This is a genomic window from Burkholderia sp. AU18528, from assembly GCF_002223215.2.
GTDB lineage: Bacteria > Pseudomonadota > Gammaproteobacteria > Burkholderiales > Burkholderiaceae > Burkholderia > Burkholderia semiarida.
Genome location: NZ_NKFC02000006.1, coordinates 424,068 through 440,876, shown reverse-complemented (window position 1 = coordinate 440,876; position 16,809 = coordinate 424,068). Strand labels below are relative to the sequence as shown.

Genomic DNA, 16,809 nt, shown 5'->3' with positions numbered 1-16,809 from the left:
CGCCGCATGACCGCGCGCACCACGCCCGTGCAATCCGCTCGCCGAAGTGGCGCACCGTCACACGGCATCGCGACAGGTGTCGCGCGCCCGACCAGCAAGGCAATGCATCGCCTTCGCCCGCTCATCACCTACCGCGCGCGTCGCCGCGCTCCCGAACCGCTGCAACGCGCGTGCCAGCTTCATGCTGGCATACGGCTTGCCTCGTTCCCTGCAATGCGACGTCACGAGCGGCGGTCTGATGAATCTGCTTGCCTATCCGTTTTATCAATGGTCTGCGGAATGCCTGCGCCCGGCGCGTGCATGGGCAGCCGCCACGCGCGCGACGATGTCGCTGTGGCCGCCGGCGACGTCGACGCCAACGGGCCGCATGGTCGACGCGCTGTGCGAACTGCTCGAATGCTGCGCGTTCTCGCATCGGCGTCCGCCGTTCGGGATCGCATCGGTCGTCGTCGACGGCGAAACGGTGCCGATCGTCGAGGAAGCGGCCGCGGCCACGCCGTTCGCGACGCTGCTGCATTTCCGCAAGGCGCGGCCGGTCGCGCGCCAGCCGCGCGTGCTGATCGTCGCGCCGATGTCCGGGCACTTCGCGACGCTGCTGCGCGGCACGGTGCGCACGATGCTGGCCGATCACGACGTGTACATTACCGACTGGCACAACCCGCGCGACATCCCGCTGGCGGCCGGGCGTTTCGGTTTCGACGAATACGTCACACACGTGATCGACTTCATCCGTCACATCGGCCCAGACGCACACGTGCTGGCGATCTGCCAGCCGACCGTCGCGTCGCTCGCGGCGGTCTCGCTGATGGCGGCCGGCGGCGATCCGGCACAACCCGCAAGCCTGACGCTGATGGCCGGCCCGATCGACTGCCGCGTGAATCCGACGAAGGTCAACGAACTCGCGACGAGCCAGCCGATCGACTGGTTCGCGCGCAACCTGATCAGCGTGGTGCCGACAGGTTTCGTCGGCGCGCAGCGGTGCGTGTATCCGGGCTTCGTGCAGGTCGGCGCGTTCATGTCGATGAACCCGGACCGGCATGCGTCGTCGTTCGCCGATCTGTACTACGAACGCGCGAAAGGCGACCCGGCGAAAGCGGACACGTTGCGGCATTTCTACGACGAATATTTCGCGACGGCCGACCTCACCGCGGAGTTCTATCTGGAAACGGTCGAGAAGGTGTTCCAGCAGTACGCGCTCGCACGCGGCGAGCTGACCGTCGACGGCACGCTCGTCGAACCAGCGGCGATTCATCGCACCGCGCTGTTGACGGTCGAAGGCGAGAAAGACGATATCTGCGCAGTGGGCCAGACGGTGGCCGCGCAGGAACTGTGTTCGGGGTTACCGTCGTACCTGAAAACGCACCATGTACAGACGGGCGTGGGGCACTACGGCGTGTTCAACGGCAGCCGGTGGGAAACGCAGATCTATCCGATCGTGCGGGCGACGATTCACGACAACGAGCCGTACGATCGCACCGCGGATGCGGAAGGCGACACAAGCGGCGCGCACTACGTCACGCTGCGTGCGCTGCTCGATGCACGTGCATCCGGGATCGACGAAGCGACCGAGGCGGAATCGGATCACGCGCACTGAACGCGACTGGCGCCACGGTGAATTGCCCCGCCCCGCCGGAGATGCGGGGTGATGTTGGCCGCGACACTGGAGCGCCGTGCGGGCAAAACCCCGCGTGAGGATCTTCGCAACCCTTTGGAATTCGAAGCAATGTGCGGGAGCGGAGAACGGGCCGCAGAAGTCAGCGGATCAATAAAAAACCGCCTGAATGAAAACGGTTCTTCGAAAACGCACACCCAACCGGCACGCTACGCGCCGGCCTCGCCCCACGGCGTCGGCTCCGGCACCGCGCATGGCCCGTCGACGTCGATCGATTTGAAGTCGGCGGGCCCGACGATCTCCAGGTACTCCATGTCCGGCGAGTAGTCGAACAGGTAGTGGACGATCCCCGGCGCCTGATGCACGCAGTCGCCGGCGGCCACCAGCGTTTCCTGTTCGCCGTACATGAAGCGCGCCCAGCCCTTCAGCATGATCACGATATGGAATTCGGCTTCGTGACGGTGCCAGCCGGTGCCCGCCTCCGGTGCATGATTGGCCCTGACGAGTTGCGCGACGACCTTGCCGTTCGTCGCGGCGGCGATACCGAGATCGCGGTACAGGAAAAAGTCGCGCAGGCCCTCGCCTTGAAAGGCGGTGTCCTGCGGCTTCACGTGGGAAAAAGCAGTGGTGGTCGGCGTGCTCATCGCGGTGCTCCTTCATCGAAAGGATCACGCGAGACAAGCATTTAGCGTTCCAGTTTGCGGCGGCGCGAAACGCGCGCGGGCTTACTTCAACCGTCCCGACAGAAACTGCCTGAGCCGCTCGCTCTTCGGATTCACGAGAATCTGCTGCGGATCGCCCTCTTCCTCGATCTTCCCCTGATGCAGGAAGATCACATGGTTCGACACGTTGCGCGCGAAGCCCATCTCGTGCGTGACGACGACCATCGTGCGGCCTTCCTCGGCGAGCTTCTGCATCACCTTCAGCACCTCGCCCACCAGCTCCGGATCGAGCGCGGATGTCGGCTCGTCGAACAGCATCACTTCCGGCTCCATCGCGAGGGCGCGCGCAATCGCGACGCGCTGCTGCTGGCCGCCCGACAGGTGCGACGGGTACATGCCCTCGACGCGCGGCGCGAGCCCGACCTTCTCCAGATACTTGCGCGCCCGCGCGATCGCCTCGTCCTTGCCAACGCCGAGCACGGCCATCGGCGCCTCGATCACGTTCTCGAGCACCGTCATGTGCGCCCACAGGTTGAAGTGCTGGAACACCATCGACAGCTTCGTGCGCATGCGCTGCAACTGTTTCTGGTCGGCCACGCGCAGCGAGCCGTTGCGGTCGCGCGTGGTCTGGATCGGCTCGCTGCCGATCGTGATCTGCCCCGAGCACGGCTGTTCGAGGAAGTTGATGCAGCGCAGGAACGTGCTCTTGCCGGAGCCGCTCGAGCCGATGATGCTGATCACGTCGCCGGCCTTCGCCTTCATCGACACGCCCTTCAACACCTCGTTGTCGCCGAATTTCTTGTGCAGGTTGTCAACGGTAAGCTTGTACATGCGGAGTCCTTCGTTGCGGATCATGCGAATGCGTTAATGGCTGCGCGGCGCGAGGTACGCGAGCCAGCGCGTCTCGAGCTTGCGGAACGCCCAGATGAGCGCGAACACGACGACGGCGTACAGCACGGCAGCGATGCCGTAGGCCTGGAACGACATGTACGTCGCCGAATTGACGTCGCGCGTGACCTTCAGGATGTCGGGCACGGTCGCGGTGAACGCGAGCGTCGTCGCGTGCAGCATCAGGATCACTTCGTTGCTGTAGCTCGGCAGCGAGCGGCGCAGCGCGGACGGCAGGATGATGCGCGTATAGAGCTTGAAGCGCGACATCCCGTAGGCCATCCCTGCCTCGATCTCGCCGGCCGACGTCGCCTTGATCGCGCCCGCGAATATCTCCGTCGCATACGCGCATTCGTTCAGCACGAACGCGAGCAGCGTGCAGTTCATCGCGTTGCGAAAGAATGTGTCGAGGAGCACGTGGTCGTGCACGACCTGCAGGCTGTAGATGCCCGTGTAGCACATGAGCAGTTGCACGTAGAGCGGCGTGCCGCGGAACACGTACGTGTAGAGCCACACGGGGCCCGAGATCCAGCGGTTCGACGACGCGCGCGCAATCGCGAGCGGCACGGCAAGTGCGAAACCGAGCGCGATCGACACGACCAGCAGCCACAGCGTGATCGCGAGGCCGCTGAAGCGGTAGCCGTCGGTATAGAGAAAGTTTTGCCAGTACTGGCTGACGAGTTCGATCACAGTGCGAGCCTCCGGACGCCGACGGAATAACGCTTCTCGAGGTGATGCAACACGACGTTGGACACCGTCGTGATCGCGAGGTAGATCGCGCCCGCAGCCAGCGTGAAGAAAAAGAAATCGAGCGTGCTCTTGCCGGCGTCCTGCGACGCCTTCACGACATCGGCGAGGCCGATGATCGACACGAGCGCGGTGGCCTTCACGAGCACCTGCCAGTTGTTGCCGATGCCCGGCAACGCGAAGCGCATCATCTGCGGAAACAGGATGCGGCGAAACACGCGCCAGCCGCTCATGCCGTACGCGAAGCCGGCTTCGAGCTGGCCGCGCGGCACCGCGAGGAACGCGCCGCGGAACGTTTCGGTGAAGTACGCGCCGTAGATGAAGCCGAGCGTGATGACGCCGGCGACGAACGGATCGATGTCGATCTGGCGCCAGCCGAGCGCGTCGGTGACGTTGTTCAGCAGGATCTGCATCCCGTAGAACAGCAGCAGCATCAGGACGAGATCGGGCACCGCGCGGATCAGCGTCGTATAGAAGGTGCCGATCGACTTGAGCATGCGGTGGGTCGACAGTTTCGCGCTCGCACCGATGAGGCCCAGCACGAGCGACGCGGCGAGCGACAGCACCGCGAGCTTCACGGTCTCGACCGTGCCGGCCCACAGCAGCGGGCCAAATCCTTGAAAGATCATATGAAGAATCCGGAACGATGTGGCTGGATCGTCAATAGCCATTAACCGCGCATCAAACGAGTTTTGCGCGCTGACTGATGCACCTGCTCATCAGCCCGGGCGCAGCGCGCGGCGCGCGGGCCGATCAACCGCCGTAGACGTCGAATGCGAAGTACCGAAGCGGATCGTCGACCCATCGTTGGCATGGGCACCGACCGCGATGCAAGCGGGGGCAATACTGAGCGCGAGTTTCTTCATGGCGTTCCTGTCAGAGGCGAACTGGGCGGGCCCTGTCGGGCAGCCCGCGCCGGCGCCGCCGGCACCGCGCCCCCGCCGCGAACCCTGCCAACCCGGCGATCGCCCCTTCCGGCGACGCTCAAAGTTGTACATACAACTTTGCCTTTTTCGAGGAATGCCCGGCAATCCGGGTTTATCTCTAGTCGTCGGCGGATTCTTGCACCGATGAAATTTTTCCTTTGTTTTTCAACCAATTGCGCATCACATCAAGTTAAACACGGGACTTCTCCCAACGATCGACCCAGACCGGAGACGCGCTCTCACTTGTCTATACTTATCCAGCCATCGCCAGGTTTCCCGTTCGCCGAGCCGACCGTTCCCGGCCCGACCAGCGGGCGGGCGAATGGGGATTCCGCCGGTGGATGCCCGGGCCGAATCGGCCGCGATTGGCATGTGCGGCGCAAGTTCGCCATGTACCCGCGCACGCCGCGCACGCGAATGCCTTTACGAGAAGACCGAACACGTCGGGGCAAAGCCAGGCGTACGGCGTTTTTACGGGTTCTTTTCGGGGTGGGCGCGAGTCTATACACCGCATCGTCACCGCGCTTCCTAGAATGGGCGCCATGTCCGATATGCGATCTCTGCAGTGCGGAGCACGATGCGAGCCGGGGATGAACACATGAAATCGACCAGAACCGAATGCGCTGCTTCACGCGGTCTGCCGCTCGCCCGTTCGCGGCGTCGTTGTGCCGCGGACCCGCTCGTGCTGCTGTCGATCCGCGTCGAATCGGACGACCTTGCGCTCGTGCGGCGCCAGTTGCATCAGGCCGTCGGCGCCGCGCTCAACTGCTACGCGGCCTCGCTCGACAGCCGCACCGGGCGCGCGTGCATCGAGCTCGAAGTCGCGCGCTCGCAGGCGTCGCCCGCGATCCTGTCGATCCTGCGCGTGCTGCCGGCCGCCGAGTTCGGCGCGATCCGCCTGTTGCAGCACTAGCCGGCGTTCGCCGCCGCGCGTGACACGCGTCACGCGCTCCCCTTTCATCGATTCGCACACGCGTGTTCGCACGGGCACGCGTGACGGATCGCCGTTCCCGTCGAAACGGGCCTTTCCAGGAAATACATGCAATGAAAAAAGCAGTTGTCGGAACCCTCTCGCTTGCACTCTTCAGCGCCGCCGCGCACGCGCAAGGCAGCGTCACGCTCTACGGGATGCTGGATGCCGGTATCGCCTATACGAACAACCAGTCGGGCAAAAGCACGTGGCAGCAAGGCAGCGGGCTGCTGTCGAATACGGTCTTCGGGCTGAGCGGCAACGAGGATCTCGGCGGCGGCCTGCACGCGCTCTTCCGCCTCGAAAGCGGCTTCAATCTGAACAACGGCACGCAGTCCTATCGAAATACGACGTTCGGCCGCCGCGCGTACGTCGGGCTGCAGAGCGACCGGTACGGCGCGCTGACGCTCGGCCGTCAATACGACGCCGTGGTCGACTATCTCGGCCCGCTCGCGATGGCGAACAACGGCGACGGCAACAACCTCGCGTCGCATCCGTTCGACAACGACAACATCGACGATTCGTTCTACATCGACAACGCGGTGAAATACACGAGCCCGACGCTTGCCGGCTGGCAGTTCGGCGGCCTGTACGGGTTCAGCAACGCGGCCGGCGGCTTCGCGAGCAACCGCGCATACAGCGCGGGCGTGTCGTACGCGAACGGGCCGGTCAGCCTCGGCGCCGCGTACCTGCAGCTCAATCGCGGCGGCCTGACGGCCGGCGGCGCACTGTCGACGAACGACGCGCCGAACTTCCCGGCCGTCCGGCAGCGCGTGATGGGCGCCGGCGGCAGCTACGCGTTCGACCGGCTGACGATCGGCGCGTTGTGGACGCACTCGATGTTCGACGAGACGGCCGCGTCGTCGCTGCCCGGCGCGCTGAACGCGCTGCGCTTCGACAACTACGAGGTCAACGCGCGCTACGCGCTGACGCCGGCGGTCTCGTTCGCGCTCGCCTATACGTTCACCGACGGCCGCTACGACGACGCAACCGGCAGCCACCGGCCGAAGTGGCACCAGGCGACGCTGATGGCCGACTACGCGCTGAGCAAGCGCACCGACGTGTACGCGGAAACCGTGTACCAGCACGCGTTCGGCGTGCCGTCGGGCGCGACGCTCGGGTTCGCGAACGTCACGGGGCTCGCGGCTTCGTCGACGCGCACGCAGGTGGTCGCGACGGTCGGCATCCGGCATCGGTTCTGACCGCGCGCGGGCCGTCGAAGGCCGGCCGCTCTATGCAATCCCGCATGGACGCGCGCCGGCCGAACAGGGATCATTCGGGGAATCCGGGCCGGCGCGCCCGCGAAACCGGTACACTCGGCGCCGGGCGCGCGCCGGATCGGCATTCGGCGGCGGCCCGCCGCCGACTCTGAATCGTGATCCCATGACCACACCGATCTATCAGGAAATCAAGGACTTCATCCTCGCGCGCATTCATGCCGGCGAATGGGCGGAAGGCGACCAGGTGCCGTCGGAGAACGAGCTCGCGCGCGAATTCAACGTCGCGCGGATGACCGTCAACCGCGCGCTGCGCGAACTGACCGCCGAACAGGTGCTCACGCGCACGCGCGGCTCGGGCACTTACGTGGCGTCGCCGAAATACGAATCCACGCTCGTCGCGATCCGCAGCATCTCCGACGAAGTCGCCGCGCGCGGCCACGGCTATCGCGCGCAGGTGCTGCTGGTCGGCGCGGCGGTCGCCGATGCGAAGCTCGCCGACGAACTGCAGCTCGACACCGGCAGCCCGATCTTTCATTCGCGCGTGCTGCATTTCGAGAACGACACGCCCGTACAACTCGAGGAACGCTGGGTCAATCCGGCCTGCGCACCCGAATACGCGCTGCAGGACTTCACGACGACGACGCCGAACCAGTACCTGACGCGCGTCGCGCCGCTGCAGCGTGTCGAATACCGGATCGAGGCCGCGATGCCCGACGCCGAAACGCGCTATCACCTGACGATGGACGATCGCGAGCCGTGCCTGCTGCTGCACCGGCGCACGTGGTCGCAAGGGATGGTCGCGTCGGTCGCCAATCTGTGGCACCCGGGCAGCCGTTACCGGTTCACCGGGCATTTCTGATGCCGATGCGCGCGCTCACCTCGCGCGCGGTTGCGCGCATCGTTCGATCGCGCTGACGGCCAGCTTCAAGCCATCCTCCCGCGCGAGGCGCGCACCGAGTTCCGTCGCACGCGCCTTCGTGTCGCCGCGCTCGGCAAACGCGATCGCCCGCGCCAGCGCGGCAGCGTCCATGCGCCTGCCGGCGATCGGCGCATCGGCGACACCGAGCCGCTGCAGCCGGTTCGCCCAGAAGAACTGATCGCCCGCGAACGGCACGACCACCGACGGAATGCCGGCCCGCGCCGCCGAATGCGTGGTGCCCGACCCGCCGTGATGCACCGCCATCGCGACGCGCGGGAACAGCCAGTCGTGCGGCGTGTCGTCGATCACGCGGATGTGCGCGGGCAGCAGCGACGCATCGATGCCGCTCCAGCCCGGATAAAACAGCGCGCGCCGGCCGGCCAGTGCATGCGTCAGCGCGGTGGCCAGCGCCGCACGATCGAAGCCGGCCATGCTGCCGAAACCGACGTACACGGGCGGCTCGCCCGCGTCGAGAAACGCCGACAGGTCGGGCGGCGGCGCCCATGCATGCGCATCGATTCGCCACTGGCCGCATGCGTGCACGTTGGCCGGCCAGTCGGCCGGGCCGGACAACAGCGCCGGCGACACGCCATACAGCATCGGATGGTCGGCCCACACGTGCTTGCGCGGCGGCAATCCGCATACGCCGGCGCGCGCGGCATTCGTCGACTTCCTGAACGCCTGCCACAGCAACGCGTTCACGAGCCGATGGCTCGCGCGATTCAGCCCGCGCGGCAACTTCCCCGGCGGCAGGAACGGAGACGCGAATTCGGCGGTCGGCGTGATCGGGATCATGCCCGTGCCGATCGCAGGTATGCCGCGATATTCGGCGACCGACAACCCGACGAACGATGCAAGCCCCGACACGAGAAGCGCGTCGCGCCCGGCCGACGCGTCCGCGACTTCGCGCATCCACGCGGCCGTGTTCGCATTCGCGATCACGGCAAGCGCCTTCGACGTATCGTGGAAGCCGCCGCGCCCGCGCACCGCATCGGCCAACACGCCTTCCGGCGCAATCGCGCGACGGATGTCGCCGGACAGCGGCGCCGACGGCACGCCGAGCGCGGCGGCCGACCCGAGCGTCGCGGCATCGGCCAGCAGGCGGACGTCGTGACCGGCATCCATCAGCGCGCGGCCGAGCGCCGCGAGCGGACGCGTGTCGCCTTCGGTGCCGTAGGTGGCGATGACGAGTTTCATGCGGGGCGCCTCGTACACGGCGGAAAAGCCGAAAAGGTTGGATTCAAAAAAAGTGCACGTCGTATACTAATGCAATCCGTACACTTTCAGTCAACCCCTGCCATGACGATTCCGACCGACGATCCGGGCCGCCGCGCGCGCAAACGCATTCAGATGCTCGCGCATCTTGCCGCCACCGCCGCGCGCCTGTTCGACGCGCACGGCTACGAAGCCGTCACGATGGAGCAGATCGCCGCCGAGGCCGATGTCGCGAAGCGCACGCTGTACAACCACTTTCCGACGAAGGAAGCCGTGCTCGCGCACTGGCTCGAAGGCGAACTCGCGCGCGATCTCGCGCATCTGCAGCACGACGTCGCGCGGCGCAAGACCTTTGCGTCGCGCATCGGCTGCGTGCTCGACGCGTCGGCCGCCTGGTGCGAGCAACATCCGGCGTACCTGCTCGCATACCTGCGGCATCGCTTCCTCGGCATCGGCGCGGCCGAACCGGAGCGTGCGGGAGAGAACGGCGGCGATATCGCGCCGGTGTGGCGGCAACTGATCGCAGCCGGTCAGCAGGCCGGCGAACTGAACCGCACGCTGCGGGCCGACCAGCTCGCAACGTGGTTCCATCACCTGTATCTCGCGGCGATGCTGCGCTGGCTGACCGTGCCGGGACTGTCGCTGAAACGGGAGTTTCAGGCGGTCGCGAAGTTGTTCATCGAAGGCGCGGAAGCGAAACGGTGACGCAGCACGACCGGCAGCGGGACGCGGCCAACGCGTCGCGCGGCGCATACACACTGTTACAACGAACACACGCATTGCATGCCAAATTCCGCGCGCAGCAGTATGCTGATGACGTACGGCTGCGCACTGTGCCTCGGGCAATCCCCTGGTTCGCACGCAATCGCGCCGCCGTCGCGACCGCAATCATGCGTTGCAAGGAGGGTTGTGATGGCTACCACGCATCAGCACTTCCACCTCGAACTACGGCACGCCACCGCGCCGACCTACTTCATCAGTTACCTGTTCCCTGCGTTGTTGTTCGTCTACGAACTGCTGCGCGTCGGCCAGTGGATCCGCGATCACGGGATGCAATTCGTCGCGTTCAAGCAGATGGGCTACGAGTATCTGCTGATGCTGCTGTTCGTCGGACTGCAGATCGTCGTCGAGGCGATCTTCCTGCTCGGCGCCGCGATGCGCAAGGATCATCGCGATTTCGAGCACCGGTTGCCGAACGTGATTCTCGGCATCGGTCTATCGATCGCGTTGCTGGCGATCGATCTCGCGATCCAGCTTTCGTTCTGACGGCCGGCGGGCGGACGCCCGCCGACGATGGCGAGCGCGCTCAGGCGCTCGCGTCGCGCAGCAACGTCGCGACGGCGGCCAGCACGTCGTCCGTTCGCTCGCGGTGCGGCATGTGCCCGCAGCGGGCGAGCAACAGAAACGACGACGGCCCCGCGACGCGCGCGGCGATCCGCTTCGGATGCACGTCGGACCCGTATTCGTCGTCCTCGCCGTGAATCGCGAGCGTCGCGCACTGCACGTGCGGCAGGTCGCCGTCGAGATTCCAGTCGCGGAACGCCGGCGACAGCCACGTGTCGACCCACGCGCGCAGCACCCATTCGGCCTTGTCGCCGTGATAGCGCGTGAGCCGGTCGAGCTGCCCCGGCTCGTCGAACTGCCGCCCCGCGTCGCGAATGCCGGCCAGCGTGCGATCCTCGACGAACGCCTGCGCGGCGACCGTCACGAGGGCGCGGCAACGCGCCGGATGCGCGGCCGCACAGCCGACCGCCATCCCGCCGCCGACGCTGTGCCCGAACGCGACGAACGCATCGACGCCGAGCTGTTCCAGTACCGCGACGAACGCATGATCGGCCTCGTCGCGCACGAATGTCGTGCCGAGCTGGCCCGGATGACGATCCGAACGGCCGAAACCGAGGCGATCGTATGCGATCACGTCGCGTTGCGTGGCGCGTGCAAGCTGCGCGGGAAAGTCGCGCCACAGGTCGACGCAGCCGAGTGAATCGTGCAGCAGCACGATCGGCGCGGCCGGCTTAGGCGCGGCCGGCTCAGGCGCGGCCGGCCCAGGCGCGGCCGCGTGGTGCGCCGGCTCCGCACGCCAGCGTTTCGCAAAGAGACGCCCTTGCGGCGTCTCGACGGTCATCTCCTCGGTCACGATATCGGTCATGTGTCGGTCGTCTGCATGAAAGCGGCCGCGCGTCGGCGGCCGCATCGAATCGGAACATGGTGGCCTGCCGGCGCGCGCGGCGTCAAGCAAGCCCAAGCCTCTTTTGCCTACGCACTCATTCGGGCTGCGGCGGCAGATACTCCATCTGCGCTTCGTCGTACAGCCGGTAGATCAGCGCCTGCATCGCGCGGATGTCCTCCGATTCGTCGAGCATGCGCATGCTCATGATGATCGGCGATACGAGGTTCGGATCGTCGAGCGGCTTGTAGCTGATGTCGTCGCGCTTCAGCCCGTACACGCTATGCGGCACGACCGACACGCCCTCGCCCATCGCGACGAGGCCGAGCGCGATCTGCAATTCGCGCGTCTCGTAGATCCGGCGCGGTTGCAGCGCGCGATCGTGGAAGGCCGCGAGCACCTGGTCCGCGTAGCTCGGACGCGGCGCCTTCGGAAAGATGATCAGCGTGTCGTTCACGAGATCGTGCAGCGACAGCACGGGCTTCGCGCTGTCGAGCACGTGACCGACCGGCAGCGCGACGATCATCCGCTCCTCGCGCAGCACGACGCGCCGCACGCTCGGATCCTCGTGGCGGATGCGACCGAACCCGACGTCGATACGCCCTTCCTTCAGCGCCTTGATCTGATCCATCGTCGACATCTCGTGCAGGCTCAGCTCGACGGCCGGATATTCGCTGCGAAAGCGCCGGATGATCTTCGGCAGCATCCCGTACAGCGTCGAGCCGACGAAACCGACCGACATGCTGCGCTCGATCTTGCCGACCCGCTTCGTCATCGATTCGAGCTCGGTCGTCTGCGCGAGCAACTGTACCGCGTGCGAATAGAAGAAGCGCCCGGCATCGGTCAGCTTCAGCGGCCGCGCGGTGCGCTCGAACAGCGGCACGCCGAGCGCTTCCTCGAGCTGCTGGATCTGCCGGCTCAGCGGCGGCTGCGCGATATGCAGCCGTTCCGCCGCCCGTGTGAAATTCCGCTCTTCGGCCACCGCGACGAAGTAGCGGAGGTGTCTCAACTCCATGTTCGAATCCTCCCGGGACAGGCGCCGGACGCTCCTTCGGCACCGCACGGACAGCGCCCGCACCGGTCACCGTCGCCGGCCATCCGTACCGGCGTCCTCGATCGCCTGCTTCCCGATCCCGTCACGATACCTCAGCCGGCGCCGATCCTGGCGCAAGCAGCGTCGTGCCCGCGGCGACGTCCGGGGGCTGCCCCAAGCAAAACGGGAAGCCCGCAAGCTTCCCGTCGTTTCATCGCCGCGGCGGCCGCGGCGGCGCGACCGCGCATCACACCTCGGTCGCGTACAGCGCGTCGCGCTGCTCGTGGCTCAACGAGTCGAGCGGCACGTCCGGCAACTGGTAGCAGATCATCTTGCCGTACAGCTCGGCGAGGCAGTTGCTGCCCGCGTCGAGCGCGTAGCCGTCTTCGCCGTTCGGCGCCGGCGGGTAGACTTCGCGCCACGCGTTGATCGCGGCTTCGATTCGCACGATGGAAACGGGTCCGGCCTTCCGCTCGGCGGGTGATGCGCTCATGGATTCCTCTAAGTTGCGCGCTCCGCGGGCCGTGCCGGCCCGGATGGAACGATGAAAACGCCGGGCCACTCGCCGGCCGCCGCACGCGGCGCGCGCCGGATGCCGATCCGCGCCGCGCCTGTCGCGCCGGCCGGGCCGTGGCCCGGTAGGGTCGGGCAATATAACCGGCTTTGACCCCGTGCAGGCAAAAGCCGGGCAAAAAAAACGGGAAGCGCGCGGCTTCCCGTTTCGTCCCGTCGCGCGGCCGCCTGTCGTGCCGGCGTCAGCCCGCGGTTTCGCGGTTCGCCACCGGCGCCCGCTGCGCGCCGCGATTGGCGGCGACCCACGGCGCGATCTCCATGTCCTCGTAGCGCACGAACCGGCTCTTCTTCAGGAACCGGAAGCCGAGCCACACGACGATGAACAGCGGAATGCCGACATAGGTGGCGGCCACGCCGGCCCAGTCGATCCGGTTCGCGAGGAACGCCTGATAGTCCTGGCCGAGCGCGATCACGAGGCACAGCACGAACGCGAACAGCGGGCCGAACGGGAACCACTTCGACTGGTACGGCAGTTGATCGAGCGCGTAACCCTGCTTCACGTAACCCTTGCGGAACCGGTAGTGGCTGATGGCGATGCCGAGCCACGCGATGAAGCCCGTCATCCCCGACGTGTTCAGCAGCCACAGGTACACGGTCTTGTCGCCGTACAGCGACGTGAAGAAGCACAGCGCGCCGACGGCGGTGGTCGCGTACAGCGCGTTGCGCGGCACGCCGCCCGGCGACAGCTTCGCGAATACCTTCGGCGCGCGGCCTTCGGTGGCGAGGTTGTACAGCATCCGCGTGGATGCATACATGCCCGAATTGCCGGCCGACAGCACGGCCGTCAGGATCACCGCGTTCATCACGCCGGCCGCGAAGGCCAGGCCCGCGTGGCGGAACACGAGCGTGAACGGGCTCACGCCGATGTCGGTCACGTCCGTCTTCAGCAGGTTCGGGTCGGTATACGGAATCAGCACGCCGATCACGAAGATCGCGAACACGTAGAACAGCAGGATGCGCCAGAACACCTGGCGCACCGCACGCGGAATCGTCGTGCGCGGGTGCTCCGATTCGCCGGCCGCGACGCCGATCAGCTCGGTGCCCTGGAACGAGAAGCCCGCGATCATCGCGACGCCCATCAGCGCCGGCAGGCCGCCCGCGAACGGTGCGTCGCCGATCGTCAGGTTGCCCCAGCCGTTGGCCGGTGCGCCCTTCAGAATGCCGAAGATCATCAACAGGCCGACGCCGATGAACGCGACCACGGTGACGACCTTGATCAGCGCGAACCAGTATTCGGCCTCGCCGAAACCGCGCACGGTGAGCGCGTTGAGCAGGAACATCACGGCGAGGAACGCCGCGCTCCACCACACGCCCGGCACGTCCGGAAACCAGTAGTGCATCACGAGCTGCGCGGCGACGAGCTCCACCGCGATCGTCACCGCCCAGTTGTACCAGTAGTTCCAGCCGAGCGCGAAGCCGAAGCCTTCGTCGACGTATTTCGCGCCGTAGGTCGCGAACGAGCCCGACACCGGCATGAACGCGGCCATCTCGCCGAGGCTCGTCATCAGGAAGTAGACCATCAGGCCGATCAGCATGTACGCGACCATCGCGCCGCCGGGGCCGGCCTGCGAGATCGACGCGCCGGACGCGACGAACAGGCCCGTGCCGATCGAGCCGCCGATGGCGATCATCGTCAGGTGGCGCGCCTTCAGCGCGCGATGAAGCTTGGGTGGGTTCGCGGGCGAACCGGGTGGGTCGGAATTCGGAATTGCGGACATAAACGAGACGAACGTTGAGCGAGCCGGCATCCGTAGCCGGCGCATGCGGAATCGGAGCGCGGCGCGCGTGCTGCGATGCATTCGATGCGGCCCCGATACGCGTTGCGCGGCGGGCGCCTGCGGCGAAGCGCGGATTCTACCTGATTCGACAGGGGGACAGCCGAGGTCGGCGCGCCCGCTGCCGCGCCGGAGATTTCGCGGAATCAACGGGTTGGCCGCGTCGGCCGCCGCGATTTCCTCTTACGTTGTAAAAACCACGATTGCGACCGGGTCATTCGATTTTCATTTGTCGCGGTCGGCAGGTAATCCTGTCCCGATCCGCCAAATACCGCGGCAATAGGCAAAATCGACTGATGATTATGCGATTAATCAGACAAAAAGACCGACACTGTTAATTGATTCAAATCAAGTTGCCCGTACGCGATGCGGTAATGATGCGTAACCGTCGCGCGTCACACTGTCTACATGCATGTTTTGCATGTACGCGCGAAATTCGGGAATTCGCGGGATAATGACGTTTAATTCGAAATAATCCGCGCGCGGAACCGCCAACGATGCGAACAGCCGCCGCCCCCAGCCCCCGAGGATGAAGTCATTCCCGCTGCCCGCCACGCTGCGCCGCCAAACCGCGTCGATCGTGGCACGCATTCTGTCGCCCCGCGGCGTACTCGTGGCGGGCATCGTCCTGCTGATGTTCAGTTGGGGACTTTCCACGTCGCTATTAATCGAAGCGCGACGCGACGCGTATGACCATGCGGTCGAAAATGCGCGCAACCTGATGCTGCTGATCGAACGCGACATCGCGCGCAATATCGAACTCTACGATTTGTCGCTGCAAAACGTCGTCGACGGCGTGGCCGATCCGGAACTGATGACATTGCCGCCGCGCCAGCGCCACCGGCTGCTGTTCGACCGCGCGGCGACCGGCGCCTATCTCGGCTCGATTTTCGTGATGGATGCGCACGGCAATATCGCGATCGACTCCAGCGCGTCGCCCGCGCGGCAAGGCAATTTCGCCGACCGCGACTATTTCGCCGTGCACCGCGACCGGCTTGCCCCCGGCCTCTACATCAGCCGGCCGTACGCGTCGCGGCTGCGCGGCGGCGCGCTGACGATCGCGCTGAGCCGCCGGATCAACCGGCCCGACGGCACGTTCGGCGGGATCGTCGTCGGCACGCTCAGCATCGACTACTTCCGCGCGCTGCTCGACGGCATCGCGGTCGGCCGGCACGGCAGCGCGGCGATCGTCGAGGACAACGGCACGCTCGTGTCGCGCCTGCCGTACGACACGCGGGTGGTCGGCCTCGACCTGCACGACTCGCCGCTGTTCGTCGACGCGCAGCGCGGGCGCGCCGGCGAGCTGACGGGCGTCGGCGCCATCGACGGCGTGCGGCGCGTCTATGTTTACAAGCATCTCGCCGGGCTGCCGCTGATCGTCGACGTCGCGCCCGCCGAAATCGACATCTACGCGTCATGGCGCCACCGCGCGGTCTGGACCGTCGTGCTGATGAGCCTGTTCACGGCGTTCATCGCGTGGGGCTCGCTCGCGCTGTCGCGCGAGCTGAAGCGCCGGCAGGTCGCCGAATCCAAGCTGTACCGGCTCGCGCACACCGATTCGCTGACGGGCCTCGACAACCGCGGCACGTTCGATGCGGTGCTCGCGAAGGAGGCCCAGCGCGCGTCGCGCAGCGGGCGCCCGTTGTCCGTGCTGTTCGTCGACGTCGATCACTTCAAGGCGTTCAACGACTACTACGGCCACCCGGCCGGCGACGACGTGCTGCGCCAGGTCGCGCAATCGCTGTCGCGCTGCCTGCGCCGCGACAGCGATCACGTCGCGCGCTACGGCGGCGAGGAATTCGTCGTCACGCTCCCCGACACCGACGCGCAAGGCGCGGCGACCGTCGCCGAAAGCATCCGGCGTACGATCGCGGGGCTCGAGATCGAACACGTGAAGAGCCCGTACGGGCGCGTCACGGCCAGCATCGGCACGGCCACCGCCGCCGACGGCCGGATGAACGCCGCGACGCTGCTGCGGCGCGCCGACGAAGCGCTGTACCGCGCGAAGTCCGGCGGCCGCAACCGCGTGCTGGACGCGCAGTCGAGCGCGGCCGATGCTTGACGCGCGATGATGCAACGTGGCGCGTGATCTGATGCGGCCG

Annotated in this window: 17 protein-coding genes; 7 read left to right on the top strand and 10 right to left on the bottom strand. The window is 66.5% G+C overall.

The features are described 5' to 3' along the window. Window positions 1-238: 238 nt before the first annotated feature. The gene (locus tag CFB52_RS18790; RefSeq protein ID WP_099317169.1) at window positions 239-1,594 is read left to right on the top strand and encodes a polyhydroxyalkanoate depolymerase; all 1,356 of its coding nucleotides are present in this window, start codon (window positions 239-241) and stop codon (window positions 1,592-1,594) included. A gap of 227 nt (window positions 1,595-1,821) precedes the next feature. Here CFB52_RS18790 and CFB52_RS18785 read toward each other — a convergent pair whose 3' ends face one another. The 5 genes from CFB52_RS18785 to CFB52_RS35145 form a co-directional block, all read right to left on the bottom strand. Continuing rightward, window positions 1,822-2,256, bottom strand: a complete 435-nt coding sequence (locus tag CFB52_RS18785; RefSeq protein ID WP_027813051.1) for a cupin domain-containing protein — start codon at window positions 2,254-2,256, stop codon at window positions 1,822-1,824. A gap of 81 nt (window positions 2,257-2,337) precedes the next feature. Continuing rightward, window positions 2,338-3,105, bottom strand: coding sequence for an ABC transporter ATP-binding protein (locus tag CFB52_RS18780; RefSeq protein ID WP_099317870.1), 768 nt, complete (start codon window positions 3,103-3,105; stop codon window positions 2,338-2,340). Between the two features lie 33 nt (window positions 3,106-3,138). Further along, window positions 3,139-3,852 carry an ABC transporter permease gene (locus tag CFB52_RS18775; RefSeq protein ID WP_059575275.1) on the bottom strand — a complete coding sequence of 238 codons (714 nt, stop codon included), beginning with the start codon at window positions 3,850-3,852 and terminating at the stop codon, window positions 3,139-3,141. Next, on the bottom strand, window positions 3,849-4,538 hold the full coding sequence (locus tag CFB52_RS18770) for an ABC transporter permease (protein WP_059575273.1): 690 nt from the start codon (window positions 4,536-4,538) through the stop codon (window positions 3,849-3,851). The genes CFB52_RS18775 and CFB52_RS18770 overlap by 4 nt, the downstream gene beginning before the upstream one ends. Window positions 4,539-4,628: 90 nt before the next feature. Beyond that, on the bottom strand, window positions 4,629-4,775 hold the full coding sequence (locus tag CFB52_RS35145; RefSeq protein ID WP_226094222.1) for a hypothetical protein: 147 nt from the start codon (window positions 4,773-4,775) through the stop codon (window positions 4,629-4,631). Between the two features lie 742 nt (window positions 4,776-5,517). Here CFB52_RS35145 and CFB52_RS18760 point away from each other — a divergent pair. The 3 genes from CFB52_RS18760 to hutC all read left to right on the top strand — a co-directional run bounded on the left by CFB52_RS18760 (window position 5,518) and on the right by hutC (window position 7,884). Beyond that, a complete protein-coding gene (locus CFB52_RS18760; RefSeq protein ID WP_180278229.1) occupies window positions 5,518-5,748 on the top strand; it encodes a hypothetical protein in 231 nt (76 codons plus the stop codon). 131 nt (window positions 5,749-5,879) lie between these two features. Further along, complete coding sequence (locus tag CFB52_RS18755) at window positions 5,880-7,007, top strand: porin (protein ID WP_099317167.1); 1,128 nt, start codon at window positions 5,880-5,882, stop codon at window positions 7,005-7,007. 181 nt (window positions 7,008-7,188) lie between these two features. Then, window positions 7,189-7,884: a histidine utilization repressor gene (gene hutC, locus CFB52_RS18750; RefSeq protein ID WP_099317166.1), complete on the top strand. Its 696-nt coding sequence runs from the start codon at window positions 7,189-7,191 to the stop codon at window positions 7,882-7,884. Between the two features lie 15 nt (window positions 7,885-7,899). Here hutC and CFB52_RS18745 read toward each other — a convergent pair whose 3' ends face one another. Next, window positions 7,900-9,141 carry a glycosyltransferase gene (locus CFB52_RS18745; protein WP_099317165.1) on the bottom strand — a complete coding sequence of 414 codons (1,242 nt, stop codon included), beginning with the start codon at window positions 9,139-9,141 and terminating at the stop codon, window positions 7,900-7,902. 102 nt (window positions 9,142-9,243) lie between these two features. Between CFB52_RS18745 and CFB52_RS18740 the strand changes: the two genes are divergently transcribed. Together CFB52_RS18740 and CFB52_RS18730 are read left to right on the top strand one after the other, a co-directional pair. Next, on the top strand, window positions 9,244-9,864 hold the full coding sequence (locus tag CFB52_RS18740; RefSeq protein ID WP_060967847.1) for a TetR/AcrR family transcriptional regulator: 621 nt from the start codon (window positions 9,244-9,246) through the stop codon (window positions 9,862-9,864). A 207-nt stretch (window positions 9,865-10,071) separates the two neighbouring features. Continuing rightward, window positions 10,072-10,425: a hypothetical protein gene (locus CFB52_RS18730; RefSeq protein ID WP_050018066.1), complete on the top strand. Its 354-nt coding sequence runs from the start codon at window positions 10,072-10,074 to the stop codon at window positions 10,423-10,425. 40 nt (window positions 10,426-10,465) lie between these two features. Here CFB52_RS18730 and CFB52_RS18725 read toward each other — a convergent pair whose 3' ends face one another. From CFB52_RS18725 to CFB52_RS18710, 4 genes are all read right to left on the bottom strand, one after another. Further along, complete coding sequence (locus CFB52_RS18725) at window positions 10,466-11,308, bottom strand: alpha/beta fold hydrolase (protein ID WP_099317164.1); 843 nt, start codon at window positions 11,306-11,308, stop codon at window positions 10,466-10,468. Between the two features lie 115 nt (window positions 11,309-11,423). Then, complete coding sequence (locus CFB52_RS18720; RefSeq protein ID WP_050018064.1) at window positions 11,424-12,341, bottom strand: LysR family transcriptional regulator; 918 nt, start codon at window positions 12,339-12,341, stop codon at window positions 11,424-11,426. Window positions 12,342-12,606: 265 nt separating this feature from the next. Then, the gene (locus tag CFB52_RS18715) at window positions 12,607-12,852 is read right to left on the bottom strand and encodes a DUF3717 domain-containing protein (RefSeq protein ID WP_059575255.1); all 246 of its coding nucleotides are present in this window, start codon (window positions 12,850-12,852) and stop codon (window positions 12,607-12,609) included. Window positions 12,853-13,114: 262 nt separating this feature from the next. Then, on the bottom strand, window positions 13,115-14,650 hold the full coding sequence (locus CFB52_RS18710) for an amino acid permease (protein WP_059644706.1): 1,536 nt from the start codon (window positions 14,648-14,650) through the stop codon (window positions 13,115-13,117). Between the two features lie 586 nt (window positions 14,651-15,236). Here CFB52_RS18710 and CFB52_RS18705 point away from each other — a divergent pair. Continuing rightward, window positions 15,237-16,769: a diguanylate cyclase gene (locus tag CFB52_RS18705; protein WP_099317163.1), complete on the top strand. Its 1,533-nt coding sequence runs from the start codon at window positions 15,237-15,239 to the stop codon at window positions 16,767-16,769. The last annotated feature ends 40 nt before the right edge of the window (window positions 16,770-16,809 follow it).

Excerpts from the sequence above, each read along its gene's own strand:
- CFB52_RS18745 (WP_099317165.1), bottom strand. The coding sequence starts at position 9,141 with ATGAAACTCGTCATCGCCACCTACGGCACCGAAGGCGACACGCGTCCG.
- CFB52_RS18715 (WP_059575255.1), bottom strand. The coding sequence starts at position 12,852 with ATGAGCGCATCACCCGCCGAGCGGAAGGCCGGACCCGTTTCCATCGTG.
- CFB52_RS18790 (WP_099317169.1), top strand. The coding sequence starts at position 239 with ATGAATCTGCTTGCCTATCCGTTTTATCAATGGTCTGCGGAATGCCTG.
- CFB52_RS18710 (WP_059644706.1), bottom strand. The coding sequence starts at position 14,650 with ATGTCCGCAATTCCGAATTCCGACCCACCCGGTTCGCCCGCGAACCCA.
- CFB52_RS18785 (WP_027813051.1), bottom strand. The coding sequence starts at position 2,256 with ATGAGCACGCCGACCACCACTGCTTTTTCCCACGTGAAGCCGCAGGAC.
- CFB52_RS18725 (WP_099317164.1), bottom strand. The coding sequence starts at position 11,308 with ATGACCGATATCGTGACCGAGGAGATGACCGTCGAGACGCCGCAAGGG.
- CFB52_RS18780 (WP_099317870.1), bottom strand. The coding sequence starts at position 3,105 with ATGTACAAGCTTACCGTTGACAACCTGCACAAGAAATTCGGCGACAAC.
- CFB52_RS18705 (WP_099317163.1), top strand. The coding sequence starts at position 15,237 with ATGAAGTCATTCCCGCTGCCCGCCACGCTGCGCCGCCAAACCGCGTCG.
- CFB52_RS18720 (WP_050018064.1), bottom strand. The coding sequence starts at position 12,341 with ATGGAGTTGAGACACCTCCGCTACTTCGTCGCGGTGGCCGAAGAGCGG.
- CFB52_RS18755 (WP_099317167.1), top strand. The coding sequence starts at position 5,880 with ATGAAAAAAGCAGTTGTCGGAACCCTCTCGCTTGCACTCTTCAGCGCC.
- CFB52_RS18770 (WP_059575273.1), bottom strand. The coding sequence starts at position 4,538 with ATGATCTTTCAAGGATTTGGCCCGCTGCTGTGGGCCGGCACGGTCGAG.
- CFB52_RS18740 (WP_060967847.1), top strand. The coding sequence starts at position 9,244 with ATGACGATTCCGACCGACGATCCGGGCCGCCGCGCGCGCAAACGCATT.
- hutC (WP_099317166.1), top strand. The coding sequence starts at position 7,189 with ATGACCACACCGATCTATCAGGAAATCAAGGACTTCATCCTCGCGCGC.
- CFB52_RS35145 (WP_226094222.1), bottom strand. The coding sequence starts at position 4,775 with ATGAAGAAACTCGCGCTCAGTATTGCCCCCGCTTGCATCGCGGTCGGT.
- CFB52_RS18730 (WP_050018066.1), top strand. The coding sequence starts at position 10,072 with ATGGCTACCACGCATCAGCACTTCCACCTCGAACTACGGCACGCCACC.